The organism is Pseudomonas sp. AC247 (genome assembly GCF_979258015.1).
In genome coordinates this window covers 2666263-2689710 of the sequence record NZ_OZ409829.1, presented here as the reverse complement: position 1 = coordinate 2689710, position 23448 = coordinate 2666263, and the positions used below count along the sequence as shown (strand labels likewise).

The 23448-nt window shown below is 58.9% G+C and carries 23 protein-coding genes; 8 read left to right on the top strand and 15 right to left on the bottom strand.

Annotation, left to right across the window (positions count from 1 at the left end; translation table 11 throughout):
- The first annotated feature begins 261 nt into the window (after positions 1-261).
- From gnd to ACZZ0B_RS12325, 3 genes are read left to right on the top strand one after another with little or no spacing between them, the layout of a single operon-like run.
- Positions 262-1242, top strand: a complete 981-nt coding sequence (gene gnd / locus ACZZ0B_RS12335) for a phosphogluconate dehydrogenase (NAD(+)-dependent, decarboxylating) (RefSeq protein WP_008082539.1) — start codon at positions 262-264, stop codon at positions 1240-1242.
- On the top strand, positions 1239-2762 hold the full coding sequence (gene zwf, locus ACZZ0B_RS12330) for a glucose-6-phosphate dehydrogenase (RefSeq protein ID WP_008082541.1): 1524 nt from the start codon (positions 1239-1241) through the stop codon (positions 2760-2762). The genes gnd and zwf overlap by 4 nt, the downstream gene beginning before the upstream one ends.
- On the top strand, positions 2759-3577 hold the full coding sequence (locus ACZZ0B_RS12325) for an HAD family hydrolase (RefSeq protein WP_463545326.1): 819 nt from the start codon (positions 2759-2761) through the stop codon (positions 3575-3577). The genes zwf and ACZZ0B_RS12325 overlap by 4 nt, the downstream gene beginning before the upstream one ends.
- Positions 3578-3691: 114 nt before the next feature.
- Here the strand turns inward: ACZZ0B_RS12325 and nhaB are convergent, their stop codons facing one another.
- From nhaB to ACZZ0B_RS12310, 3 genes are all read right to left on the bottom strand, one after another.
- Positions 3692-5194: a sodium/proton antiporter NhaB gene (gene nhaB / locus ACZZ0B_RS12320; protein ID WP_463545325.1), complete on the bottom strand. Its 1503-nt coding sequence runs from the start codon at positions 5192-5194 to the stop codon at positions 3692-3694.
- A 172-nt stretch (positions 5195-5366) separates the two neighbouring features.
- Positions 5367-6659 carry an NHL repeat-containing protein gene (locus ACZZ0B_RS12315; RefSeq protein WP_463545324.1) on the bottom strand — a complete coding sequence of 431 codons (1293 nt, stop codon included), beginning with the start codon at positions 6657-6659 and terminating at the stop codon, positions 5367-5369.
- A gap of 284 nt (positions 6660-6943) precedes the next feature.
- Entirely contained in the window at positions 6944-7210 is a 267-nt protein-coding gene (locus ACZZ0B_RS12310; protein WP_008078918.1) for a hypothetical protein, read from the bottom strand.
- Positions 7211-7565: 355 nt separating this feature from the next.
- Here ACZZ0B_RS12310 and ACZZ0B_RS12305 point away from each other — a divergent pair, with 355 nt between their 5' ends.
- Complete coding sequence (locus tag ACZZ0B_RS12305; RefSeq protein ID WP_008078919.1) at positions 7566-8891, top strand: sigma-54 dependent transcriptional regulator; 1326 nt, start codon at positions 7566-7568, stop codon at positions 8889-8891.
- A gap of 89 nt (positions 8892-8980) precedes the next feature.
- On the opposite strand, the gene ACZZ0B_RS12300 is transcribed toward ACZZ0B_RS12305, so the two are convergent.
- The 9 genes from ACZZ0B_RS12300 to ACZZ0B_RS12260 all read right to left on the bottom strand — a co-directional run bounded on the left by ACZZ0B_RS12300 (position 8981) and on the right by ACZZ0B_RS12260 (position 17201).
- Complete coding sequence (locus ACZZ0B_RS12300) at positions 8981-10288, bottom strand: hypothetical protein (RefSeq protein ID WP_463545323.1); 1308 nt, start codon at positions 10286-10288, stop codon at positions 8981-8983.
- A gap of 45 nt (positions 10289-10333) precedes the next feature.
- The gene (locus tag ACZZ0B_RS12295; protein ID WP_463545322.1) at positions 10334-11080 is read right to left on the bottom strand and encodes a hypothetical protein; all 747 of its coding nucleotides are present in this window, start codon (positions 11078-11080) and stop codon (positions 10334-10336) included.
- A 44-nt stretch (positions 11081-11124) separates the two neighbouring features.
- Complete coding sequence (locus ACZZ0B_RS12290) at positions 11125-11805, bottom strand: C39 family peptidase (protein ID WP_463545321.1); 681 nt, start codon at positions 11803-11805, stop codon at positions 11125-11127.
- Positions 11806-11868: 63 nt separating this feature from the next.
- Positions 11869-12876, bottom strand: coding sequence for a heme utilization protein (locus ACZZ0B_RS12285; protein ID WP_463545320.1), 1008 nt, complete (start codon positions 12874-12876; stop codon positions 11869-11871).
- Between the two features lie 73 nt (positions 12877-12949).
- A complete protein-coding gene (locus tag ACZZ0B_RS12280; RefSeq protein ID WP_463545319.1) occupies positions 12950-13525 on the bottom strand; it encodes an adhesin in 576 nt (191 codons plus the stop codon).
- 1 nt (position 13526) lies between these two features.
- Positions 13527-13976 (bottom strand): hypothetical protein, encoded by a 450-nt coding sequence (locus tag ACZZ0B_RS12275; protein WP_463545318.1) that lies wholly within the window; start codon positions 13974-13976, stop codon positions 13527-13529.
- A 357-nt stretch (positions 13977-14333) separates the two neighbouring features.
- The gene (locus ACZZ0B_RS12270) at positions 14334-14858 is read right to left on the bottom strand and encodes an AAA family ATPase (RefSeq protein ID WP_158835647.1); all 525 of its coding nucleotides are present in this window, start codon (positions 14856-14858) and stop codon (positions 14334-14336) included.
- Positions 14855-15418, bottom strand: coding sequence for a nicotinamide riboside transporter PnuC (gene pnuC / locus ACZZ0B_RS12265; protein WP_158835632.1), 564 nt, complete (start codon positions 15416-15418; stop codon positions 14855-14857). Before pnuC ends, ACZZ0B_RS12270 begins: the two co-directional genes overlap by 4 nt.
- Positions 15419-15566: 148 nt before the next feature.
- The gene (locus ACZZ0B_RS12260) at positions 15567-17201 is read right to left on the bottom strand and encodes a methyl-accepting chemotaxis protein (RefSeq protein ID WP_440095280.1); all 1635 of its coding nucleotides are present in this window, start codon (positions 17199-17201) and stop codon (positions 15567-15569) included.
- Positions 17202-17506: 305 nt separating this feature from the next.
- On the opposite strand from ACZZ0B_RS12260, the gene ACZZ0B_RS12255 reads away from it, so the two are divergent.
- Together ACZZ0B_RS12255 and ACZZ0B_RS12250 are read left to right on the top strand one after the other, a co-directional pair.
- A complete protein-coding gene (locus ACZZ0B_RS12255; protein WP_463545317.1) occupies positions 17507-18337 on the top strand; it encodes an undecaprenyl-diphosphate phosphatase in 831 nt (276 codons plus the stop codon).
- On the top strand, positions 18334-18762 hold the full coding sequence (locus ACZZ0B_RS12250; protein ID WP_463545316.1) for a DUF1294 domain-containing protein: 429 nt from the start codon (positions 18334-18336) through the stop codon (positions 18760-18762). Before ACZZ0B_RS12255 ends, ACZZ0B_RS12250 begins: the two co-directional genes overlap by 4 nt.
- Positions 18763-18886: 124 nt before the next feature.
- On the opposite strand, the gene ACZZ0B_RS12245 is transcribed toward ACZZ0B_RS12250, so the two are convergent.
- Entirely contained in the window at positions 18887-19246 is a 360-nt protein-coding gene (locus ACZZ0B_RS12245; RefSeq protein ID WP_008078931.1) for an MmcQ/YjbR family DNA-binding protein, read from the bottom strand.
- A complete protein-coding gene (locus tag ACZZ0B_RS12240; RefSeq protein WP_158831914.1) occupies positions 19243-20151 on the bottom strand; it encodes a LysR substrate-binding domain-containing protein in 909 nt (302 codons plus the stop codon). Before ACZZ0B_RS12240 ends, ACZZ0B_RS12245 begins: the two co-directional genes overlap by 4 nt.
- Positions 20152-20279: 128 nt before the next feature.
- On the opposite strand from ACZZ0B_RS12240, the gene ACZZ0B_RS12235 reads away from it, so the two are divergent.
- Complete coding sequence (locus tag ACZZ0B_RS12235; RefSeq protein WP_008079110.1) at positions 20280-20891, top strand: FMN-dependent NADH-azoreductase; 612 nt, start codon at positions 20280-20282, stop codon at positions 20889-20891.
- Positions 20892-21127: 236 nt separating this feature from the next.
- Positions 21128-22165 carry an alpha/beta hydrolase family protein gene (locus ACZZ0B_RS12230; protein ID WP_008079112.1) on the top strand — a complete coding sequence of 346 codons (1038 nt, stop codon included), beginning with the start codon at positions 21128-21130 and terminating at the stop codon, positions 22163-22165.
- Positions 22166-22257: 92 nt separating this feature from the next.
- Here the strand turns inward: ACZZ0B_RS12230 and ACZZ0B_RS12225 are convergent, their stop codons facing one another.
- The gene (locus ACZZ0B_RS12225; RefSeq protein WP_463545315.1) at positions 22258-23445 is read right to left on the bottom strand and encodes an MFS transporter; all 1188 of its coding nucleotides are present in this window, start codon (positions 23443-23445) and stop codon (positions 22258-22260) included.
- Between the last annotated feature and the right edge of the window lie 3 nt (positions 23446-23448).

Below are 23448 nucleotides of genomic sequence, written 5' to 3'. Positions count from 1 at the left end.
AAATGGCGTGCATCAACTGTAAATAGCGGCCGTTTTTGGCTGCTGACTTACTATCGGCGCCAATTTTGATTTCTTTTGCCTGTGAATGGAACTTTTTTATTTTTCATGGTCGGTGTGTCTTCGCCACGTTTCGGGGCGTTATCAGTCTGATTCGGGCACAATGCACGGAAACTTCATCGCAACGCTCTGGACTAACCTCCATCAGTCGCGTTGGGCTATAACCCATGACACACATTTATTTGTAGTAAGGAGCATCAGCACATGCAACTCGGGATTATTGGACTGGGCCGCATGGGCGGCAATATTGCGCGACGTCTGATGCTCAACGGTCACACCACCGTTGTTTACGACCGCAATACCGCTTTCATCGATAACCTGGTCGCCGAGGGCTCCACGGGCGTCGCAGACCTGCCTGCACTGGTTGCCGGCCTGGCCAAACCGCGTGCGGTCTGGGTCATGCTGCCGGCCGGCGCGCCGACCGAAGACACCATCAACACCCTGAGCACACTGCTTGAAGCCGGCGACACCATCATCGACGGCGGCAACACCAACTATAAGGATGATATTCGCCGGGCCAAGACCCTGAACGAGAAGGGCCTGCACTACATCGACGTCGGCACCTCCGGCGGCGTCTGGGGCCTGGAGCGCGGCTATTGCATGATGATCGGCGGCGACGCTGAAACCGTGCAGCGCCTCGATCCACTGTTCGCCGCACTGGCGCCGGGCATGGGTGACATCCCGCGCACCAAGGATCGCAAGTCCGATGACCACCGTGCCGAGCACGGCTACATCCACGCCGGTCCTGCCGGCGCCGGGCACTTTGTGAAGATGATTCACAACGGTATCGAGTACGGCATGATGGCCGCGTTCGCCGAGGGCTTCGACATCCTCAAGACCAAATCCAGCGAGCGTCTGCCGGAAGATCAGCGGTTTGATCTGAACGTGGCCGACATTGCTGAAGTCTGGCGTCGCGGCAGCGTCGTTTCCTCGTGGTTGCTCGACCTGACCGCCGACGCACTGGCCAGCGATCCGAAGCTCGACGGCTTCTCCGGTTCGGTTGCCGACAGCGGCGAAGGTCAATGGACCATCGAAGCGGCCATGGAGCAAGCGGTGCCGGTGCCGGTGCTGTCGAACTCGCTGTTCTCGCGCTACCGCTCGCGCGGCCAGGGCACCTTTGGCGACAAGATTCTTTCGGCCCAGCGCTTCGGCTTCGGCGGCCACGTGGAGACACCGAAGAAATGACCCATACGATCCGCAGGAAATCCAAGGCAGAACCCGCACCACCGACCACGCTGTTTCTGTTCGGTGCCCACGGCGACCTGGTCAAGCGCTTGCTGATGCCGGCGCTGTACAACCTCAGTCGCGACGGCTTGCTTGACGAAAACCTGCGGATCGTTGGCGTTGACCACAACGCCATTACCGATGAGGCCTTCGCGCAGAAGCTCGAAGACTTCATCCGTACCGAAGTGGCGGCGAAAGTCGGCAAGGGCGATCAGATGCTTGATCCGGCCTTGTGGGCCAAGCTCGCCAAAGGTATCAGCTACGTCCAGGGCGACTTCCTGGACGACAGCACTTATTCCGCGCTGGCGGCGAAAATCGCCGACAGTGGCACCGGCAATGCGGTGTTCTATCTGGCCACCGCGCCGCGTTTCTTCAGTGAAGTGGTGCGCCGACTCGGCAGTGCCGGCTTGCTCGAAGAAACTCCCGAAGCGTTCAGAAGGGTGGTGATCGAGAAGCCGTTCGGCTCCGACCTGCAAACCGCTGAAGCGTTGAACGCCTGTTTGCTCAAGGTGATGTCCGAGAAGCAGATCTATCGCATCGACCATTACCTGGGCAAGGAAACCGTGCAGAACATTCTGGTCAGCCGGTTCTCCAACAGCCTGTTCGAAGCCTTCTGGAACAACCATTACATCGACCACGTGCAGATCACTGCGGCGGAAACCGTTGGCGTCGAAACCCGTGGCAGTTTTTACGAACACACCGGCGCACTGCGCGACATGGTGCCCAATCACCTGTTCCAGTTGCTGGCCATGGTTGCCATGGAACCGCCGGCGGCGTTCGGCGCTGATGCGGTGCGCGGCGAAAAAGCCAAGGTGGTCGGCGCGATCCGTCCGTGGACGACTGAAGAGGCACGGGCCAACTCGGTTCGCGGCCAATACAGCGCGGGCGAAGTCGATGGCAAATCTCTGAACGGCTATCGCCAGGAGCCCAACGTCGCGCCGGACAGCAGCACCGAAACCTACGTGGCGCTGAAGGTGATGATCGATAACTGGCGCTGGGTCGGCGTGCCGTTCTACTTGCGCACCGGCAAGCGCATGAGCGTGCGCGACACCGAGATCGTCATCTGCTTCAAACCGGCGCCGTACGCGCAGTTCCGCGACACCGAAGTCGACGAGTTGCAGCCGACTTACTTGCGTATCCAGATTCAGCCGAACGAAGGCATGTGGTTCGACCTGCTGGCCAAGCGGCCGGGGCCGGCGCTGAACATGGCCAACATCGAGCTGGGTTTTGCTTATAAGGACTTTTTTGAGATGCAGCCGTCGACGGGTTACGAAACCCTGATCTACGACTGCCTGACCGGCGATCAGACGCTGTTCCAGCGCGCCGACAACATCGAGAACGGCTGGCGCGCCGTGCAACCGTTCCTCGATGCCTGGCAACAGGACGCGAGCGTGCAGACTTACGCCGCCGGTGAAGACGGCCCACAAGCCGCCGAAGATCTGCTGACTCGCGATGGTCGCGTCTGGCATGGCCTCGGATGAGTGACGTGCCGAAGCAACCCATCCGTTTTCTGCTCAGTGACATGGACGGCACGCTGTTGCTGCCCGATCACACGCTGAGCCAGCGCACCATCGACGCGGTTCGCGCCTTGCGTGAGGCGGGCGTGTTGTTCAGCCTCGCCACCGGGCGGCCGCCCAAAGCCATGTTGCAGCAGATCGAGGCCTTGGGCGTTGATCTGCCGACGGCGGCGTTCAATGGCGGGACCATCGTCAATCCTGATGGCAGTCTGCTGGTGGCGCATTACTTGCCGGCAACGACTGCACTGATTGCGCTGGCGACGTTTGCCGATCAGCCGGAGGTGGAAATCTGGGTGTTCAGCGGCGGCGACTGGCTGCTCAAGGACCCGCACGGGCCGATGGTGCCGCGCGAGCAGCATGGCCTCGGTTATCCGCCAGTGGTGGTTGAAAGTTTCGAGCCGTATCTGGAACGTATCGACAAGATCGTCGCGACCAGCAACAACACCGAACTGTTGATTGAACTGGAAGCGCGGTTGCTGCCGAAGGTCAACGGCATGGCGCAAGTGTCGCGTTCGCAACCGGTGTATCTGGACGTCACTGCGCTGGAGGCCAACAAAGGCACCGCGCTGGCGACACTGGCCGAACACCTGGGCATACCGCTGGAACACACCGCTGCGATCGGCGACGGCGGCAACGACCCGGCGATGTTCCATTGCGCAGGATTATCGATTGCCATGGGCCAAGCGGAAGACGCCGTAAAACGCCAGGCCGACGTGGTCACCGCTCCCAACACCGAAGACGGCGTCGCCTTAGCGATCGAAAAATACATCCTCCAATAACACCTGTAGGAGCTGCCGAAGGCTCGGGCCGCGATCGGACGATCTTTTGATCTTGTTTTTATGCAGCAAGATCAACAGATCGCAGCCTTCGGCAGCTCCTACATGAGGTTGGGGTTAGAGCCAGTAGCTGACGGCGTACCAGCCCAGCAGGCCCATCACGAAGGTGTACGGCAACGCCATCCACACCATTCGTCCATACGACAAGCGCACCAGCGGTGCAATCGCCGACGTCAGCAGGAACAGAAACGCCGCCTGACCATTCGGCGTGGCCACGCTCGGCAGGTTGGTGCCGGTGTTGATCGCAATCGCCAGCGTTTCGAAATGCTCACGGCTCATGTGTCCGGCGAGGAACGCCTGCTTCACTTCAGTGATGTAAATGGTCGCGACAAACACGTTGTCGCTGATTGCTGACAACAAGCCGTTGGCAATAAACAGCATGCCCGGTTGTTGCTCGACCGGCAGCGCCAGCACCCATTGAATCAGCGGTGCAAACAGTTGTTGATCGTGAATCACCGCCACCACCGCAAAAAACACCACCAGCAACGCAGTGAACGGCATGGCGTCCTTGAACGCGCTGCCCAGGCGATGCTCGTCGGTAATCCCGGTGAACGCAGTGATCAGCACAATCACCATCAAGCCGATCAGGCCGACTTCAGCGACGTGAAACGCCAGGCAACCGATCAGGATCAATGCCGCCGCACCTTGCACCAGCAACGCGGCGCGTTGGCGTGGCGTACGTTCGGCGTTGTCTTCGGCGGCGTAGTTGGCCAGCACGGCGCGAACGTTTTCCGGCAGCAGCGTGCCGTAACCGAACCAGCGCAGTTTCTCCAACAACACGCAGGTCACCAGGCCCGCCGCCAGCACCGGCAACGACACCGGGGCAACTTTCTGGAAGAACTCGCCAAAATGCCAGCCCATTTCGTGGCCGATCAGCAGATTCTGCGGCTCGCCGACCAGTGTGCAGACACCGCCCAACGCCGTGCCGACCGCGCCGTGCATCAGCAGGCTGCGCAAGAATGCGCGGAATTGATCGAGATCGTCATGATGCAGTGTCGGCAGGTGCTGGTCGTCGCCGAATTCGCTGTCCTGGCGTGGGTCATTGCCCGAGGCAACACGGTGATACACCGAATAGAAACCGACAGCGGCGCTGATGATCACCGCGGTGACGGTCAGTGCATCGAGGAATGCCGAGAGAAAGGCCGAGAGAAAGCAGAACATCAACGCCAGCGCCGCTTTCGAACGCACGCCCAGCAACAGGCGCGAGAACAGATACAGCAGCAGATCCTTCATGAAATAGATGCCGGCGACCATGAACATCAGCAGCAGGATTACCGGAAAGTTGTGCAGCAACTCATCGTAAAGTGCCTGTGGCGTGGTCATTTTTAACAGCAGCGCTTCGATCAGCAACAGCCCGCCAGGCATCAGCGGATAACACTTGAGCGCCATGGCCAGGGTGAAAATGAACTCGATCACCAGCAGCCAGCCGGCGGCAACCGGGCCGACAGACCATAACACCAGGGCATTGAGGATCAGGAAGCCAACGATGGTCGCCTTGTACCAGCGTGGCGAGTGCCCGAGAAAATTTTGCGCGAACGCCTGGGCCATTGAACCGGACATCGCTTGCTCCTTGTCTTTAGAAGCGCGCAAGTTGCCGGATGTGTCACGCAAGTTCAAGTGCTGAATGCCCCCCTCACCCCTGTAGGAGCTGCCGCAGGCTGCGATCTTTTGATCTGGGTTTTAAAAAAACAAGATCAAAAGATCGCAGCCTGCGGCAGCTCCTACATTGGATTTATTCGGGGTTGAGGTAGCGCGCGACCATCGCCCGGTAGTTGCCATCCAGCGAATAACCGCCGACAAGAATCCCGCCGTCCGCTTGCAAGGCCAGCGAATTGGCCGTGTCCAGGCTTCGCCCAAGACGTGTGCGCAGCCAGCCATTGCCATCGCCGAAACGCTGATCGAGGTCACCATCAGGCAAATAGCGCGCGACGATAAAGTCTGCTTCAACGCCGCCAATGGTCGCGCCGACGGCAATCATGCGCCCGTCCTGCATGCGTTGAGCGGCGTTCCACTGGCAGCCACTGGGGCCGATGTCGAGTAACTGCGGCAGGCCGTCATGGCGGTGCAAGTCGGCGCGACCATTGTGATGCAGGCTCAGAGAAAGACAGTGACTCGGGTCGCGGCTGCTGCCGAAACAGTGCAGGTGTTGCGCCGACTCGATCACCTGGCTGACCTGCGCACTGCGCCCGCCAGCGGTAAACGACATAAAACCGTCGACGGCAAACCGCTCATCCAGACGGCCATCAGGCAGGTAACGCGCCAACAGGCCTTCTTGCGGAAAATCGATGGAGCCGGCGACCATGATCCGCCCGTCCTCCTGCAACAGCAGGCTGCTCAGCCAGGTATTGAGCAACAAATGGCGGATCATCACGAAGCCACGACCGTTGAACGTCTCGTCCAGGCTGCCGTCAGGCTTGAGACGGATGAGCATGCCGGCATGGTCGGCCAGTTCGAAGTGATGATTGGCAATCAGCAGCACATGGCCGTCAGGTTGCACGGCGACATCGCAGGCCTCCGCGCCCGGTACACCCGGCGGCAGCCAGTTATCGCGGGTGCCCATGGACAAGTCGCCCGGCAGGCGCACGACTTGCACGCCGTTATCGCCAAATGTCGGGTCCGGATTGCCCAGGGCATCGAAACGGGCGAGGGCGGGCAAGGTGCGGTGGGTGTTTTCGTAGTGGAGGCCGGCCAGCAGGATTCGGCCATCAGCGAGTACCTGCACTTTACTGGCTGATGCTTCAAAGCCGTGGGCATATTCGCCGATGACACTGCCGTGATGCGCAAACCCGAGATCCGCCGAACCGTCGGCGAGCAATCGCGCCAGGCCGAATCGGCTGCCTTGGGCCGTGCCGACTTTGGCGGCCACCAGCACGCGGCCCTGCTGATCGACAGCGACGCCTTGCGTCATGCTCGACTCACTGCCGGCAAAATACACTTGCGCGATGCCGCGAGTCGCAAAGGTCTGATCAAGTTGTCCGGCGCTATTTAACGGCGGCGCCAGCGCGAAAGCGTTCGAGCTGAACATGCACGCATCTCCTTGCGAGTTGACCATGACCCGGGAACCGGGTGGGTAACTGCATGAGCCGAACATTCAATACTTGATGATCAAGAAGTACAACGGTGAGAACTAACAGGCGGAGGGTCGCACTGTGCCACAACAGTGTCTTTTTGAACCAATGGCAAGCCTGCCAAGCAGTTGGGCCTGACGCCACTGTTTAAAGTTATACAAACGTGTGTGCGGACGAAAAGAAAGTGCAACTAAGGGAAAGAGGGCGGATGACGTTAATGTCATCCGCATCACCCGTGAAATCAGTGTGGCATCGACCACGATTGCAGCAGGTAGCCTTCTTCGCTCAACTCGGCGCGGGCTTGTTGCAGCAGTTGTTCGAGTTGTGCCGGATCGGAGTAGGCACTGCTTGGAATCTGTTTGCGGCCAATGTGGGAGTTGGTCCGATCAATAACGGTCAGGCTCAGTTCGCCATTGCCGTCTTGTGGCGCCCAGGCCACGCACTGGAAGGGTTTGAACGCGTGGTTGGCAATCAAAAGAGCTTCGTTGATACGGAGCGGGGCGGTCATGGGGTCTTCTCTCTGTAATGCCCAATCAAGTGATAGGCCGTCGGTTGGGCTTACCGTTCGGCTGGTTACTTGTACTGATGCACGCAACCCGCTAACGGGTCACACTCGAAACAAAGAAATTTCAACTTTCTTGCATAGACCTGGCTTTTAGACAGCTTTTGAAAGCTCGGTGAAAGCTTTTCAGTAATGAAATAGTCGATAGCTAACTAACAACCGCGCTGCTTATAACGCGTTTGTTTGTACACCTATAAGCAATCGATACAAGGCGCTGTCAAAATCTTGCTAATGTTACAGTCGGGTCTGCCAAATGACTGTTTTTACAATCATTTCTAATATTTGGCGCCAAGGAACAGTCATGAGCGAAGCGCCTGCGTTACGACGTTTATTGGTGGTCGACCCGTGCGACGACTGTCACCGCTTATTGCCCGGTTTACGCGCGGTAGGCTGGGATGTCGACAGTTGTACGCTGGAAAATGCCGCCGACCGCAGCTGCGATGTCGGCTTGCTGCGATTACAGCCTTTTCACCTGGAACGGCCGGAAGCGGTGAAAGAGTTGATCAGTCGCAGCGGCACGGAATGGATCGCTGTGCTGAATCAGGAAGTACTGCGCCTGCAGAACGTTGGCGACTTCGTCTGCGAATGGTTTTTCGATTTCCATACCCTGCCGTTCGACGTGTCTCGGGTGCAAGTCACCCTCGGCCGGGCGTTCGGCATGGCACGCCTGCGCGGGCAGGGCACAATTCACGTCGACCAGCCCGAACATGAATTGCTCGGCGACAGCAAACCGATCCGCGAACTGCGCAAATTGCTCAGCAAACTGGCGCCGACTGAATCGCCCGTGTTGATCCGTGGCGAAAGCGGCACCGGTAAAGAGCTGGTCGCGCGCACGCTGCATCGGCAGTCGCAACGCCACAGCAAACCGTTTGTGGCGATCAATTGCGGGGCAATTCCCGAACACTTGATCCAGTCCGAGCTGTTTGGTCACGAAAAAGGTGCGTTTACCGGCGCGCATCAGCGCAAGGTCGGCCGCATCGAAGCGGCCAACGGCGGCACCTTGTTCCTTGATGAAATTGGTGACCTGCCGCTGGAGTTGCAGGCCAATCTGCTGCGGTTTCTTCAGGAAAAACACATTGAACGGGTCGGTGGCAGTCAGCCGATTCCCGTTGATGTGCGCGTATTGGCAGCGACTCACGTTGATCTAGAGTCGGCGATCGAGAAGAAGCGCTTTCGCGAGGATTTGTACTACCGGCTCAATGTGCTGCAAGTGGTCACCGCGCCTTTGCGTGAACGGCACGGTGACTTGTCGATGCTGGCCAACCACTTTTCGCATTTCTACAGCCACGAAACCGGTCGACGTCCGCGCAGTTTCAGTGAAGATGCGCTGATTGCGATGGGTAAACACGATTGGCCGGGCAATGTCCGTGAGTTGGCCAACCGCGTTCGTCGCGGACTGGTGCTGGCCGAGGGGCGGCAGATCGAGGCGCGCGACCTGGGCCTGATCAGTCAGCATTCGATCGCTACGCCAATGGGCACGCTGGAAGATTACAAGACGCGAGCTGAACGTCAGGCATTGTGCGATGTGTTGAACCGGCACAGTGACAATCTGAGCATTGCGGCGAAGGTACTTGGGGTGTCCCGTCCAACGTTTTACCGGCTGCTGCACAAGCATCAGATTCGCTAGAAGATCAAAAGATCGCAGCCTGCGGCAGCTCCTACAAGGGTAATCCTGTAGGAGCTGCCGCAGGCTGTGATCTTTTGCTGTTGCTCTGCTTAGAAGTAGTACGGGAATTTCAGGCTGAAGGAAAAGTCCGGTGCATCGTCGGTCATACCGATCGACAGGTTGGGCACGATGGTCAGGTTGTCGGTGGCCGCAATGGTCATGCCGACGTTGAAGTAACCGGCGTTGGCGTCGCTGGACACCACCGATTCCCAATCCCCGCCATCCTGTTTCAGCTTGCTTTTGCGTTGTACCAGGTCAGATACGGAGAACGACATACTCATCTTCTCGTTCAGCGCAAACGCAATACCGGCGCCGATCTGGAAGCTGTCGCCAATGCGCACCTTGCCCGGGGTTTTCTGGTTGACGGTCGAGCTGATGTCGTCGAACGATTCTTCCAGGTTGTGGGTGTAGGACAAGCTGCCGAACAGTACGGCCGGGTCGAACGTCTTGACCAGCGAGATCCCCGGGGTGATCGACCAGACGCCGTTGCCGGTTGGCAGGGTGTCAGGCACGAACAGGTTGGAGTTGGCATCGGTCTGACGCAGCTTGATACCGAACGGGTCCTTGCCGGTAGGTGCCTTGACCCGCAAGGTGACCACGGCGTCCGGCGTATTGACCGATTCGTCGAGGAATTTGTAGGCGATACCGAAGTTGACGTCGCCAATGGTCGGGTCGCGAGAAACGTCCTGTTCAGTGGTGACGTTGGAGGCGCCGCCGTTACCGCCGCCGGATTGATACGTCGAATCGCGGTAGACCACCGGCACGTTCAGGTCGAACTGCCAGCGATTGTCGAAGTTGTACCGGCCCGTGAGGTCGAGGGTCCAGGTGTCGGCCTTGATCCGGTCAAGGTTGATGTTGCCAAGGAAGATCGAATCCAGCGCGAGAAAGCCGTTGAGGATCAACTGACGGGTGTCATAACGCGAATAGGTGACACCGGTTTCAAAGCTGAACTTGCCCCCGCCGAAGAAGCCGCTGGCCTCGTCGTACAGGTTGGACACGCTCTGTGCCGGTTGCGAATCGTCCGCCAGTGATTGCCCATAAGAAGCGCCACTGCCCCCGGCTGCGCCCCCCGACGCTGCTGCGGCCCCGGTGCCGGTGGCCACTTTTGGATTGCCTTTGAGGTCCGACGGCGACTTGGCCAGACGTTTCGGTTGCGGCGCCGCCGGTTGGTCTTCAACCTGGCGGACTCGCTGTTCGAGGACTGCCAAGGCTTTTTGTTGTACTTCGTATCGTTGCTTAAGCTCCAGTAGTTCCTGTTTCAGGACTTCTACATCGGCGTCCGGTGCCGCTTGCAGCATGGCTGCGGGTAGAAGGGTACTCAAACATACAGCCGCACGCAGTGATACTGATCGATACATGAAAAAGCCGTCCCTTTAAGCCCAATGATCGAGACTCAGCGTAGTTCAATATCCAATATTGCGTAGTGCCCTGAGTTGAGTCAGGTTGCAGTCCAGTGCACCGGCGCTCATGCCGTTATTGTTCAGTACGACGTTGAGTTGAGTCATGTTATTGACCACGTTGGCACTGCCAAGCAAACGGGTGTTCTGCAGCAAACCGCCCTGGGCGACTTGTTGCAAGGCTGTGCCCTGATTGCCGGAGGCCTGAATGGCCATTTGTACGCCGCCGTTGGTGGCTGAAACCGCCACGCTGCCTGCGGCGTTACTGCCGCCGATGGTCTGCCCTGTCATCAGCGCCTGCCCTTGCGCGGGCACGATGGCGGGGGCCTGATTGGCTTCCGAGACATTGATCGCGACGTTGTTGGAGGCGGTATTACTGTCACCGGCTGCGCGCACGCTTTGCGTCACACCCTGGCTACTGTTGAGGCCGGCGCCACCGGTGATCGTGCCGGTACCTGTCGGCAGGGTGCTGCCGTTGCCATGTTCCTTGATTGTTTGTACATAGAATTCAGGTTTTACCGATGCAGCCTGAAGTTGCATCGAAGTCGAAGCCCCGATCAAATCGCCACCGGCGTTGCGCCAGGTACTGCTCATGACAATGCCGAAGCTGATAATCCGCCCCGGCATCACATAACGACCACGTAACTCGGACAACTCTTTGTCTTGTACTTCTATAGGTTTGAATCCTGCATTGGCATAGCCTGACGCACTCGCTGCCAGGCAGGCGGCGGCCAGCCAGTATGAGGTTTTCATTTGCTGCTCCCGGGACATCCAGCCCCATTCTTTATAATCGGCGATTAAAAGAAGTCGCTCTGTATGAACCCGAAGTCCATCAATTCAGCATCTCTGACAGGGTTGAAGCCATCCAGCTTGTTCTTGGCGGTCAGCGGCACCGGAGGGCTACGCAAGGCATTTGTCTTGTCGTATCCGGGGCCAACGATGGCGAAAACAATGCCGTTCCAACCTTTGACAAAGTCATCGTGTTTGTAGCGTTTGTGGCCCAGAACCGGGTCTCCGATGTAAACCCAATCCTTGTCCGAACGCTGCAGAACCACGAAATGCTTGTAGCCGCGAATTTCCATCAGTACCACCACCGGGATTGTTACAGCATCGAGTTTTTCCGGCGGAATCTTGTAGCCCCTGGCGCGCATGCCGATGCTTTCTATGTAGCGCTTCATGTCAAGCATGGAAAAACCCTGAGTACGAACAAGGTCCTGGTCAGCGTTGACCAGCATGCCTTTGATGATGTGCTCTTCATCGACGTCGAGCCAATAGGCCTGGCGTAATACCGTGGCCAGTGCGGCGGCGCCGCAGCTGAAATCGGTTTTCTGTTCGACGATGTCGGCAAACTTGCGCTCACGAATGCTTTGCACGTTCTTGTAGACGAGTACGCCGCCGGGAAGGGCAGCGACTGGCATCTGGCCGGCCTGAGTCAGGCCACAGACGCAAAGCAGGGCGAGGAGGGCAGTCTTACGCATGATCGATACGCCTTTGCGGACTGAGGAAAAGCCCCGTTTCCGGGGCTTTCGTTTCGATCGCGACTACAGGCAGGCTTTGCAACCTGCAGCGATGGACAGCGAGTTGCTTTGTTGGTTACCAACACCGGCGGCGTTGTTGTAACCAGCGTTGCCGGAGAAGTTGTTACCAACGTTGGAGATATTTGCGTTGTTGGTTACAGGGTTTTTCCAGCCGTCTGGGGTCAGCACTTGTTGCGTGGTTACACCGGCGAGACCGAAGATGCCGACAGCTTCAAAGGTCGCTTTCTGATCTTTGCTGCCGCCGTTGCCGCCATGGCCACGGTCGTTGTCGCCATAACCGCCACCACCATGGCCTTTATCGCCTTCGATGGTCGCTTTGCCAGCTGCCACGAATGCGCCAGCAGCGGTGAAGGTGCCTCTCAGAGTATCGGTTTTGTAGGTTTGAGTGCCGTTGTTGGACACAGTCAACCCAGTGGAGCTTTGGTTGGCAGCAGCAGCGGCGTTAGCTACACGACCACCGGATACCGCAATGGCCAGGTTGTTTTTCTGTTGGTTGAAGTTGCCGGCACTGTTGTTCACACCGATGTTGCCGGAACCGCCGTTACCCACGTTGTTGAGGTTGGCGTTGTTGGTTGTCGAGTAGTTGGCAACCGCGTTGTTGTTGTTGACCTGAGTCGCGCTGGAAACGGACACGGCAGAGCCAAAGATGAAGCTTTCGTCGGCAGTTGCCAGTGCAGCGGCGTTGTCTTGTTGGTTGCCATCGCCGGCGGTGTTGTTCATGCCGACGTTGCCGTTGGTGCCATTGGCCGAGTCGCGAACGGAGGCATCATTTTTGGTGCCTTGGTTGCCCACCAGGTTGCCATCGCTGTTCTGCGTATCGAGTACGGCAGCACCAGCGCCGGCGCCAATTTGCAGAAGTTGTTCCAGGGTAGGGCCTTTGGGTTCATGGTTGCCATGACCATTGCCGTGCCCGTTACCATGATCGTCATCACGACCGCCTGCCTGTGCTGCGATTGCCATCACTGCTGCAAGTGCGAAAACCAGTGGTTTGAGAGCCATTGTAGGTTTCATGGTGTTTCTCCATCGTGCTTATTAGTTGGTTAAGTGTTGGTACTTTCTAATTGCACTGCTTTTTTTGTTTGGGTCAGTCAGCGACCCGGATGCTCAGGGTGTTAGCCATTCGGTTCCCCACCCCGGCACTCTGGTTCACCTGGATTACCCCGCGGCTGCCGGTGAAGGCCTGATCACTTGTCGTGACCTGGCGACTGCCGGGTGAGGTACCAGTTGCTCCTGAGCTCGGTAATAACGCCACGTTCTGTTGTGAAAGGGCGCTGTCGTCAACGCTCTGCGGGCCGGCACTGATGCTGACGCGCGTAACGTTGGCCATCTGGTTGTTGGCACCGGCGCCCTGGTTCACACCGAGGATGCCGTTGCCGTTACTGAAAGAGTTGCCACCAATGGTTGCGCTGGCATTCGTCGCTGGGTTGCCTGGCGTGTCGATGTGCTGGCGCACGATGGTGGTGGCGCTGGCGGCCGTGCCAATGGCGATGGCCTTGGTGTTGGTCTGTTGCATCTGGTCGCCGGCGGCCTGGTTGACGTTGTAGTTGCCGCGGTACTGAATGCCGGTGTCCTGAATGTTCGCGTTGTTCACTGAGCTGGGGTCGGCCGCCATGGCACTGGCGCAACCAAAGAGGGCAAGCAGGAGCAGGGAACGATTCATCTTATTGGCCTCCAGCCATGCGGGTCAGCGGCGCAAGGCCTGCGCCCATGGCGCGGTTGACGGTATTGGAGATGGATCCGCCGGCGCCGCCGCCGTGGCCGCTGCTCATGCCGGGCAGGCCGTTGGGATTGGTCAGGGTGTTCATGCCGGGCAGATTCGAGGTCGGCGTGTTGATGTTGCCGCGTATCGAAGAGCCACTGGCCACACTGGCAAACTCACCGTCATTGAGTTCGGTGCTGCTCATCGCCTGATTGATGCGGGCTGAAGGGTTGGCATTGACGGTGGTTGGATAGGGGTCTTTGCCGCCGCTGCGGCCGATAGGGATAGGTTGAACGTCGCGATTGAGGACGATCACACCGTTGCCTTCTGCCTGCACATTGAGGCTGATCAATGTGCTGGCTGCTGATCCGATCAGCAGGAGGCAGGTCATGCTCTTTTTGAAATTCCCCACGGCAGCAATTCCTTCTTCAGTGGGCTGGCCCTAGTCAGCGTTGTGAAGGAGAGAGCGAAAGCTGTGCCGCTTTTTAAATACTCATTGATTTCAGATGCTTACGTGAATCGAGCAAAGGTTTGATACACAAGCTGTTTCATTGATGAAACACGCACATTGGCATCGACCTGTCTATTGGCTGAACAAAGCTCTGGAACGAGGGTTTGCGGTGATGTGTTTCAACTGCGTAACAGGTCGGCCGACAAAACGCTCGAGGCCGTTGAAACGGCCACTCTGCCGTTAAGTGTGTGTTTCAGGAATGGACACTTTGCCCCCAGAACAGGGGAAAACAGTGGGGCAGGAGCCCCTTGAACCGGGTTATTCGCAAAGCAATTGTGCAACCGCCGCAAAAGCTTGCGTCTGCCGCTCAGCCCAATTGCCTTGAATGATTTGCACGGATTGCTGATGTTGCTCAAGCCAGGCGCGCGTGGCGTTGAAGAAGGCCAGACGCTGCTCCAGATCTGGCTGGCAGCGTTGACCGTCATCGGTCCAGTCGATGTGCTCCGGGGATAACAGAAGGTGCAAGTCGTATCGGCGTGCCAGCAGCTCGGGTTCGAGCCAGGCCGGGCAGGCGCCGAACAGCGTCTGGCTCCACAGCATGTTGCTCAGCAGGTGCGTATCGAGAATCAGCAGCGCCGGTCTTTGCGCACGCGCCTGATCTTCCCACTGCAATTGGCCACGGGCGATCTCGGGGATGTCTGCCAGGCAAGTATCACGCGGGTTCTGCTCAATGAACCAGCGCACGTATTCGTCCACCCGTACGCCGCCGAACTGTTGTTGCAGGCCCGCCGCCAGCCAGCTCTTGCCGGTGGATTCCGGCCCGGTAAGCACCACGACTTTCATGTGCGCAACGCCGGGTCGGCGCGCCATTCACGATAGCCTTGCACCGCGATCAGGGTGAACAGGCCGTACAAGGCTGCGGTGAGGTAAAGATCCTTATAGATGAACAGCCCGACAAAGATCACATCGAGGACAAACCACAGTGCCCAGCACTGCAGACGTTTCTGCGCCATCCACAACTGCGCAACCAGGCTGAACGCCGTCAACGCTGCGTCGAGCCAAGGCTGTGCGGCATCCGTCCAGTGCGCCATGGCCGCGCCCAGCAGCAGGCTGCCGACAGCGCCGACGCTGAGCCCGATCAGGATTGAACGCTGATCGAGACGTGTGACCTGCCGCCCGTCGTGCATCGTCCCGGCCCGTGTCCATTGCCACCAGCCGTAGACTTGCAGCGCGGCGTAGATCACTTGCAGCAACATGTCCGAATACAGCTTCACCTCAAAGAAGATCCAGCTGTAGAGCAACACCATGACCAGACCGATCGGCCAGCACCATGGGTTCTGTTTGACCGTCAGCCAGACGGCAATCACACCGAGGGCGGCGGCAAACAGTTCAAGCCCGGACATGGGGATTCCTTGGGGGGAGAAAAGAAGGGAGCGGATTGTACCCAAAAACCTGTAGGAGTGAGCCTGCTCGCGATAGCGGTTTTGTCAGCAACGCTAATGTTGGCTGATAGAGCGCTATCGCGAGCAGGCTCACTCCTACAGGGGTAGGTCAGACGCGGAACTGGCGTAGCAGGCCGTTGAGTTGTTCGCTCAGTTGGCCGAGCTTCACGCTGGCCGCACTCGACTGCTCTGCAGCGATCGCCGTGCTGTGCGAAAGACCAGCCGCCTGGGTGACGTTCTGGTTGATGTCCTCGACCACATGCGCCTGCTGCAAAGTAGCGCTGGCAATCGAGGCATTCAAACCATTGAGGTTGCGCAACGCCTGGCCAATGGCATTCAGGCTGGCACCCGCGAGGCCGGCCTGTTCGATGGTCAGTTGCGACGCCTTGCTGCTGTCGCCGATGACTTTCACGGCGGCTTCGGAATGATTTTGCAGGCGCTCGATCATCGACTGAATCTCGGCCGTCGATTTCTGCGTGCGCTGCGCCAACAGGCGCACTTCATCGGCGACCACGGCAAAACCGCGTCCCTGCTCACCGGCCCGCGCCGCTTCAATCGCGGCGTTGAGCGCCAGCAGGTTGGTCTGTTCGGCAATCGAGCGAATCACCTCCAGTACGCTGCCAATCTGCGTGCTCTCGGCGGCGAGGGTGCGGATCACCTCGACCGCCTGATCGATGGTGCCCGAAAGCTTGTCGATCTGTTGCAGGCTGCCGTCGATGTTGATCTGGCCCTGCTGCGCCTGCGCTTCGGCATCACGCATTTCAGCGGCGGCATGTTCGGCATTCTTCGCCACGTCCTGTACGCCGTAGGTCACCTCGTTGATCGCAGTGGCCACCAGTTCCATCTGCTGCGATTGCTGTTGGCTGCGTTGCTGCGCCTGCGAGGCGTCGTTGCCCAGCTCGCTGGACGACTGGCCCAGTGCGCTGGCCGAGACCTGCAAGTCGCCGATCACCCGGCGCAATTTCGCGGTGAAGGCATTGAAATGATGCGCCAGTTCGGTGACTTCATCCTTGCCGTGGGTATCGAGGCTGCGGGTCAGGTCGCTTTCGCCGCTGGCAATGTTGGCCATCGCGTTCACAGTTTCCTGCAACGGACGCACGATGCTGCGGGCGATCAGAATCACCAGCAGGGCCATGATCAGCGCAATCGCCAAGCCGATGACCGTGGCTTTGATCACCTGGCCCTTGAACTCTGCCTGCACATCGTCGACGTAAACGCCGGAGCCGATCACCCAGCCCCACGGTTCGAACAGCTTGACGTAAGAGGTTTTCGCCACCGGCTCACTGGCGCCGGGTTTCGGCCAACGGTAGTCGACCATGCCGGCGCCTTTGGCGCGGGCGATGGCGACCATTTCGTTGAACACCGCAAAACCGTCCGGATCTCGGATCGCCGAGAGGTTCTGACCTTCGAGTTTCGGGTTGGTCGGGTGCATGACCATCACGGGCGTGAGGTCGTTGATCCAGAAATAGTCGCTCTGGTCATAGCGCAGACCACGAATCGCGGTCAGCGCCTGCTTTTGCGCTAGCTCTTTGCTCAAGGTGCCGGCGGTTTCCAGGTCATGGTAGTAGGTGAGCAGGCCGCTGGCCGTCTGCACCACATGTTGGGTTTTCTGGGCTTTGGCGTGATACAGGTCATCGTGGATCTGCTTGAGCATCAACACGCCCAAGGTCAGCAACATGACCACGGCCACCACCAAAATGAGCCACAAGCGTCGGCTGATCGACACACTGCGCAAGCTGTTCATAACGCTGTCACTCCGAATTCTTTTTCTTGTAATAAACGACCGCCAGCATCCAACCACGATTTTGTGAGCGGGCATACGCGACCCAAGTCGTATAACGCGGCAGCGCTATTAAGGCTTGTCTGTTAGGATTTCGGCCCCGCGCGTAAAAACCTGAATCCAAGTTGATATTTCACGGAATTTTGACTGTTTCGTGTGGATCCTGTGCGCGCGGAATCGGTACAGCTACAAACAGCTACGCTGAACGCAGTGAACGTAAGAAAAATACTATCGGGGCATGCCGCCGTGCATCGCTCTTTGGGGGATTGATGGATCTTTGGACCGCCTTGCAGGCACTGATTCTTGGAGTTGTAGAGGGGCTGACGGAGTTTTTGCCCATTTCCAGTACCGGACACCAGATCATTGTTGCCGACTTGCTCGACTTCGGCGGCGAACGGGCCATGGCGTTCAACATCATCATTCAGCTCGGCGCGATCCTCGCGGTGGTCTGGGAGTTTCGCCGCAAGATTCTCGACGTGGTGATTGGCTTACCGACGCAGCCAAGCGCTCGACGGTTTACTGCCAATCTGCTGATCGCTTTCTTGCCGGCCGTGGTGTTGGGGGTGATTTTTGCCGACCTGATCCACGAATACCTGTTCAACCCGATCACGGTCGCGGCCGCGCTGATAGTGGGCGGCGTCATCATGTTGTGGGCGGAAAAGCGTCAGCATGAAGTACATGCCGAAACCGTCGACGAGATCACCTGGAAGGACGCCCTGAAAGTTGGTTTTGCGCAGTGCCTGGCAATGATTCCCGGTACTTCGCGCTCCGGCTCGACGATCATTGGCGGCTTGCTGTTTGGTCTGTCGCGTAAAACCGCTACCGAGTTCTCGTTCTTCCTCGCCATGCCGACCATGGTGGGTGCGGCGGTGTACTCGGGCTACAAGTATCGCCACCTGTTCGTGCCGGCGGACTTCCCGGTATTCGCCATCGGCTTCGTGACGGCGTTTATCTTCGCCATGATCGCCGTGCGCGGCTTGCTCAAGTTCATCGCCAGCCACAGTTACGCGGCATTTGCCTGGTACCGGATCGTCTTCGGCCTGGTCATCCTCGCCACGTGGCAATTCGGCTGGGTCGACTGGGCGGCGGCCAAACCATGAATGATTCTCGCGCACGTCGCCCTGAAGGTCGGCCTTTGGCTGGCAACATCCAATATCTGAAATTGAAACTGGTGGTGTTGCTGATCGTCTGTGCGTTGCCGTTATACGGCTCGCTGTCGATGTGGCTGCACGGGATCTCGCTGGTGCCATTGGCAGGGTACGGGATCGTCAGTGTGCTGGCGTTCTTCCTGTACTGGGCAGACAAGCGCAAGGCCCGCACCGGTGCCTGGCGCACGCCGGAGAACATCCTTCACGCGGTGGAACTGGCCGGCGGCTGGCCGGGCGCATTGATCGCCCAGCAGGTTTTTCGGCACAAGACGCGCAAGGTGTCGTTCCAGATTCTGTTCTGGGTGATCGTCTTGCTGCACCAGATATTCTGGATTGACCAACTGTTCATCGGCATGAAACTGCTGGCCCTGTTCTAAAAAATACCACCCCGTAGGAGCTGCCGAAGGCTGCGATCTATTGACTTTGATCTTTTAAAAATCAGAATCAAAAGATCGTCCGATCGCGGCCCGAGCCTCCGGCAGCTCCTACAAAGGATCGGGGTTACAGCAGTAAACCGATTTGGGTTTTTTTCGGCAGTTTGCTCACCACCAACTGGTGCGAGCGCTGCAACAATCCGCGCAATTCCTCGGCACCCAGCGGGTAGGGCGGGTGCATGATGATCCACTGCGCCCGCGCCAGATACGGCGCCGGGTGAATGCCGGGGCGGTCGCAATGGCCGAGAAACAGATCCTTGTCGACCTTGAACGCCAGCGAATCACCGCGCAGCCCCTGCAAGGCAAACATCTTGTTGCCGGCAATCGAAAACACCCGCACACCGCCCCATTTGTAATCCTCGCGCGCGCCCGGCAACGCCAGGCAAAATTCGGCGACGTCCGCTTCGCTCATCCTTCCCTTTTTCATAACAACCGCTCCCCACAGGCATTGAACGATTCGACCAGGTGATCGATCCACGCGCGCACCGCCGGCATCACCCCGCGCCGATGCGGGTACACCGCTTGCAGCCAGCCACCGGGCAATGACCACTCTGGCAGCAGTTGCAGCAGTGTGCCGTTTTGCAGTTCTTCTTCGCAGTACATCATCGGCAGCAACGTGAAACCCTGGCCGGCCAGCACGCAGGCTTTGCGCACAATAAAGTCATCGATACCCAGCCGGGCTTCCATGTTCAACTCGAAACTGTTGCCCTGCTGGTCCAGCAGGCGCACATGAACCAGACGATCCGCTTCCAAAGCGCCAAGCACCGGCAGCGTTCGCAAATCTTGCGGATGGTTGATCGATTGCCCCTGAATAAACGCCGGACTGGCCACCACAACCATTTGCGCCTGGCGCAAGCGCCGGGTGACCAGCAAAGGGTCCTCATCACCGTGTTCGCGCACGCGCAGGGCCACATCAAAGCCTTCGCCGACCAGATCGACGCGGCGGTTGAGCAATACAACTTCCAGCTGCACCTGGGGGAATTTACCGAGGAATTCGCTGATCACCCATGGCAGCATCTCGCGCGCCAGACCGGTCGGGCAAGACACCCGCAAGCGTCCACGCGGCTCGCTCGACATGCTCGCCACCGCCTCATCGGCCATTTCCGCTTCCAGCAACATCGCCTGACAGTGACGCAAGTAACGCTCACCGACCGCCGTGAGGTTGAGTTGGCGCGTGGTGCGCTGCAGCAAACGCGCGCCGAGGCGTTCTTCCAGTTCGGCGATGCGCCGTGACAGCCGCGATTTGGGAATGCCGAGTAAACGCCCGGCCGCCGCGAATCCGCCGGCCTCGACGACTTTGGCGAAATAGTAGAGATCGTTGAGGTCTTGCATGGCTGAATTCCAACTGTTCTATCAATGGGACAAACTATCGCATTTCAGGCGGCTAATCATCCATTGGTTTCTTGCGTAGGATTGTCTCCATTCCGTCGCCACCGGCGATTCATTCCAGGAGATTCCACATGAAACTGCTGCATATCGATTCGAGCATTCTGGGCGACAACTCGGCTTCCCGTCAGTTGAGCAGCGAAGTCGTCAAAGCCTGGCAAGTCGCCGAGCCAAGCGCTGTCGTGACTTACCGCGACCTGGCAGCCGACGCCATCAGCCACTTCTCGTCGACCACTCTGGTGGCGGCCGGCACCACTGCTGAACTGCGCAACGCCGCACAGCAGCACGAAGCCGAACTGAGTGCTTCGACCCTGGCCGAGTTCATCGCTGCCGACGCCGTCGTCATCGCCGCACCGATGTACAACTTCACTGTGCCGACCCAACTCAAGGCGTGGATCGATCGCGTTGCCGTCGCCGGTCAGACCTTCCGTTACACCGAAGCCGGCCCCGAAGGGCTGTGCGGCGGCAAAAAAGTGGTGATCGTTTCCACGGCTGGCGGCATCCACGCCGGTCAGGCCAGCGGCATCGCCCACGAAGAATACTTGAAGCTGGTTCTGGGCTTCCTCGGCATCACCGACATTGAAATCGTCCGTGCCGAAGGCCTGGCGTACGGCGACGAAGTCCGTAACAACGCCATGACTGCAGCCCAAGCGAAGATCAGCGAGCAACTGTTCGCCGCCGCGTAAGGCTTGCGTAAAGAACAGCTGAGGTTCAGGTAACACCGAAAAAACTCTGTATTCTGGTTCTGCAAGGGCCGAATACGGAGTTTTTTGTTTCTGACTGTTACATAATCTGGCCCGGGTTATGCAGTCAAACGATCAGCGTCTGAATGCATTGTCGTACCGCAGCGCCGAATCCCCGGCGTTTCTGGCCCGCAACGCAATGGATCTTTCGATTGAGTAACAACAGGGTGGGGCATCCGATGATGCGTCTTTGTGCAACGTTACTGATTTGCCTGATCGGCAGCCTGAATTCAGTGCAAGCTGCGCCGGGGCGACATCCTGTCTGGAGCGTCGGCTACCACGAGATGACGTTCCTCGATCCGCTGGACCTGCAGCCGATGCGCGCCATCGCGTTCTATCCCTCAAGTGATCGCGAGCACATGAGCCTGCTCGAAGGCTATTCCGTCGAGGCCGGCGAGGACACCAAGGTCGCGATCGGCCGCTTTCCGATGCTGATGCTTTCGCACGGCAACACCGGCACACCACTGGCCTTGCACGACCTCGCCACATCGCTGGCCCGCAAAGGCTTCGTCGTGGTCGCGGTGATTCATCCCGGCGACAATTCCAAGGATCACAGTCGGCTCGGCACCTTGAGTAATCTGTACGGGCGGCCGATCCAGATTTCCGAAGCCATCACCGCAACCCTTGGCGACCGCATGTTGGCGCCGTACGTCAACCCCGAGCAGGTCGGCGTGATCGGTTATTCCGCGGGCGGCGAGACCGCGTTGATTCTGTCCGGCGCGCAACCGGACCTGGATCGTCTGCGGCGTTATTGCCAGGAACGCCCGGATGACCGTGACGCCTGCAACACCCAGGGCGAACTCATCGTTGATCGCGACGATTTGCAACCGGTGGCCGATCCCCGCGTGCATGCGTTACTGCTGATGGCGCCGCTGAGCCTGAAGTTCGGCCGCCACACCCTGGCCGACGTGCATGTGCCAGTGCTGCTCTACAGTGGCGATGGCGACAAACTCGTCGCGTTCGACAAAAACGCCGCTGCGCTGGCGCGCAAACTGCCGACCGCGCCGGACTTCAAATTGCTGGCCGGGGCAGGGCACTTTGTGTTCATGGCGCCGTGCAATGAAGAACAGATCCGCGCCATGCCGGCGCTGTGTACCGACGCCGACGGTGTCGACCGCGAAGACATTCACCGCAACCTCATCTCCGAGGCTGGACGCTTCTTCTCCCATGCGCTGGGCCAAGCGACACGCGCCGGCATGCAGACTGCCGATCAATAGATCAAAAGATCGCAGCCTTCGGCAGCTCCTACATGATCTGCGCTATGCCCATGTAGGAGCTGCCGAAGGCTGCGATCTTTTGACTTTGCTTTTCAGTTCGTGGCACGACGCATCAGCAGCAACGTCAGCCCCAGCCCGATCACTGACAACAAAGCCGCACTGAAGAATATCCACGAATACCCCAGGTTCAGCGCCACCGCGCCCATCAGCGGCCCGGCAATCGCCAGCGCCAGATCGAAGAACACCGCATACGCCCCCAGCCCCGAGCCACGGCTGGAACTCGGCACCTGCTTGATCGCCTCGACCCCCAACGCCGGATACACCAGCGACAGGCCAAACCCGGCCATCCCCGCACCGATCAAGGCGAACGCCGTGGACGGCGCCAGCCACAGCATCACCAACCCGACCGTTTCGATGGTCATGCAGGCGATGGCCGAGCGGAAACCACCAAAGCGGCTGATCGCGGAAATGAACAGCAGTCGCGACAGGATGAAGCACACGCCAAACACGGTCAGGCAGTAAGCCGCACCGCTCCAGCCGCGGTTGAGGTAATAGAGGGTGATGAAGGTGGTCAGCGTGCCGTAACCGATCGAGGCCAGGGTCAGACTGGCGCCAAACGGTGCGATCCTGCCGAACACTGCCCAAAACGGCAGCCGTTCGCCACGAATCACCGGCACCGACGGTTTGTTGCGAATCAGCAGCAGCGCGCCCGCCGCCAGCACCGACAGCGCAATACCGAGGCTGGTGAAACCGTAGTCGGCCACCATCACCACACCCAGCGGTGCGCCGATGGCAATCGCACCGTAAGAGGCGATGCCGTTCCAGCCAATCGACTTCGCAGTGTGTTCGACACCGACCTGGCCCATGCACCAACTGATCGTGCCGACCCCGATCAAGCCTTGGGCGATACCGAGCAACAAGCGTCCGGCAATCAATATCAGCAAGCTGGTCAGCGGCAAGCTTTGCAGCAACGTCGATACCAGCGTCAGCGCGCCACTGAGCACAATGCCCCATAAGCCATAAATGATCGCCCGTTTGGTGCCAATGGTGTCCGACATGCGCCCGGCCATCGGCCGACTGAGCAGGGTGGCGAGGTACTGCGAGCCGATCACTAGCCCGGCGATGATCGCGCTGAAGCCCAATTGTTCGTGCACATAACCCGGCAACACCGCGATCGGTAAACCGATGCAGAGGAAGGCAATAAAGGTGTAGAAAACGATGGAGACGATCTGCAGGGTGATCGCCATGGAGCTTTGCGGTGGCTGTTGCTGCGCAGACATGAG

Bases quoted from the DNA above. Each gene is read 5' to 3' on its own strand.
- gnd (WP_008082539.1), top strand. From the start codon at position 262: ATGCAACTCGGGATTATTGGACTGGGCCGCATGGGCGGCAATATTGCG.
- zwf (WP_008082541.1), top strand. From the start codon at position 1,239: ATGACCCATACGATCCGCAGGAAATCCAAGGCAGAACCCGCACCACCG.
- ACZZ0B_RS12325 (WP_463545326.1), top strand. From the start codon at position 2,759: ATGAGTGACGTGCCGAAGCAACCCATCCGTTTTCTGCTCAGTGACATG.
- nhaB (WP_463545325.1), bottom strand. From the start codon at position 5,194: ATGTCCGGTTCAATGGCCCAGGCGTTCGCGCAAAATTTTCTCGGGCAC.
- ACZZ0B_RS12315 (WP_463545324.1), bottom strand. From the start codon at position 6,659: ATGTTCAGCTCGAACGCTTTCGCGCTGGCGCCGCCGTTAAATAGCGCC.
- ACZZ0B_RS12310 (WP_008078918.1), bottom strand. From the start codon at position 7,210: ATGACCGCCCCGCTCCGTATCAACGAAGCTCTTTTGATTGCCAACCAC.
- ACZZ0B_RS12305 (WP_008078919.1), top strand. From the start codon at position 7,566: ATGAGCGAAGCGCCTGCGTTACGACGTTTATTGGTGGTCGACCCGTGC.
- ACZZ0B_RS12300 (WP_463545323.1), bottom strand. From the start codon at position 10,288: ATGTATCGATCAGTATCACTGCGTGCGGCTGTATGTTTGAGTACCCTT.
- ACZZ0B_RS12295 (WP_463545322.1), bottom strand. From the start codon at position 11,080: ATGAAAACCTCATACTGGCTGGCCGCCGCCTGCCTGGCAGCGAGTGCG.
- ACZZ0B_RS12290 (WP_463545321.1), bottom strand. From the start codon at position 11,805: ATGCGTAAGACTGCCCTCCTCGCCCTGCTTTGCGTCTGTGGCCTGACT.
- ACZZ0B_RS12285 (WP_463545320.1), bottom strand. From the start codon at position 12,876: ATGAAACCTACAATGGCTCTCAAACCACTGGTTTTCGCACTTGCAGCA.
- ACZZ0B_RS12280 (WP_463545319.1), bottom strand. From the start codon at position 13,525: ATGAATCGTTCCCTGCTCCTGCTTGCCCTCTTTGGTTGCGCCAGTGCC.
- ACZZ0B_RS12270 (WP_158835647.1), bottom strand. From the start codon at position 14,858: ATGAAAGTCGTGGTGCTTACCGGGCCGGAATCCACCGGCAAGAGCTGG.
- pnuC (WP_158835632.1), bottom strand. From the start codon at position 15,418: ATGTCCGGGCTTGAACTGTTTGCCGCCGCCCTCGGTGTGATTGCCGTC.
- ACZZ0B_RS12260 (WP_440095280.1), bottom strand. From the start codon at position 17,201: ATGAACAGCTTGCGCAGTGTGTCGATCAGCCGACGCTTGTGGCTCATT.
- ACZZ0B_RS12255 (WP_463545317.1), top strand. From the start codon at position 17,507: ATGGATCTTTGGACCGCCTTGCAGGCACTGATTCTTGGAGTTGTAGAG.
- ACZZ0B_RS12250 (WP_463545316.1), top strand. From the start codon at position 18,334: ATGAATGATTCTCGCGCACGTCGCCCTGAAGGTCGGCCTTTGGCTGGC.
- ACZZ0B_RS12245 (WP_008078931.1), bottom strand. From the start codon at position 19,246: ATGAAAAAGGGAAGGATGAGCGAAGCGGACGTCGCCGAATTTTGCCTG.
- ACZZ0B_RS12240 (WP_158831914.1), bottom strand. From the start codon at position 20,151: ATGCAAGACCTCAACGATCTCTACTATTTCGCCAAAGTCGTCGAGGCC.
- ACZZ0B_RS12235 (WP_008079110.1), top strand. From the start codon at position 20,280: ATGAAACTGCTGCATATCGATTCGAGCATTCTGGGCGACAACTCGGCT.
- ACZZ0B_RS12230 (WP_008079112.1), top strand. From the start codon at position 21,128: ATGATGCGTCTTTGTGCAACGTTACTGATTTGCCTGATCGGCAGCCTG.
- ACZZ0B_RS12225 (WP_463545315.1), bottom strand. From the start codon at position 23,445: ATGTCTGCGCAGCAACAGCCACCGCAAAGCTCCATGGCGATCACCCTG.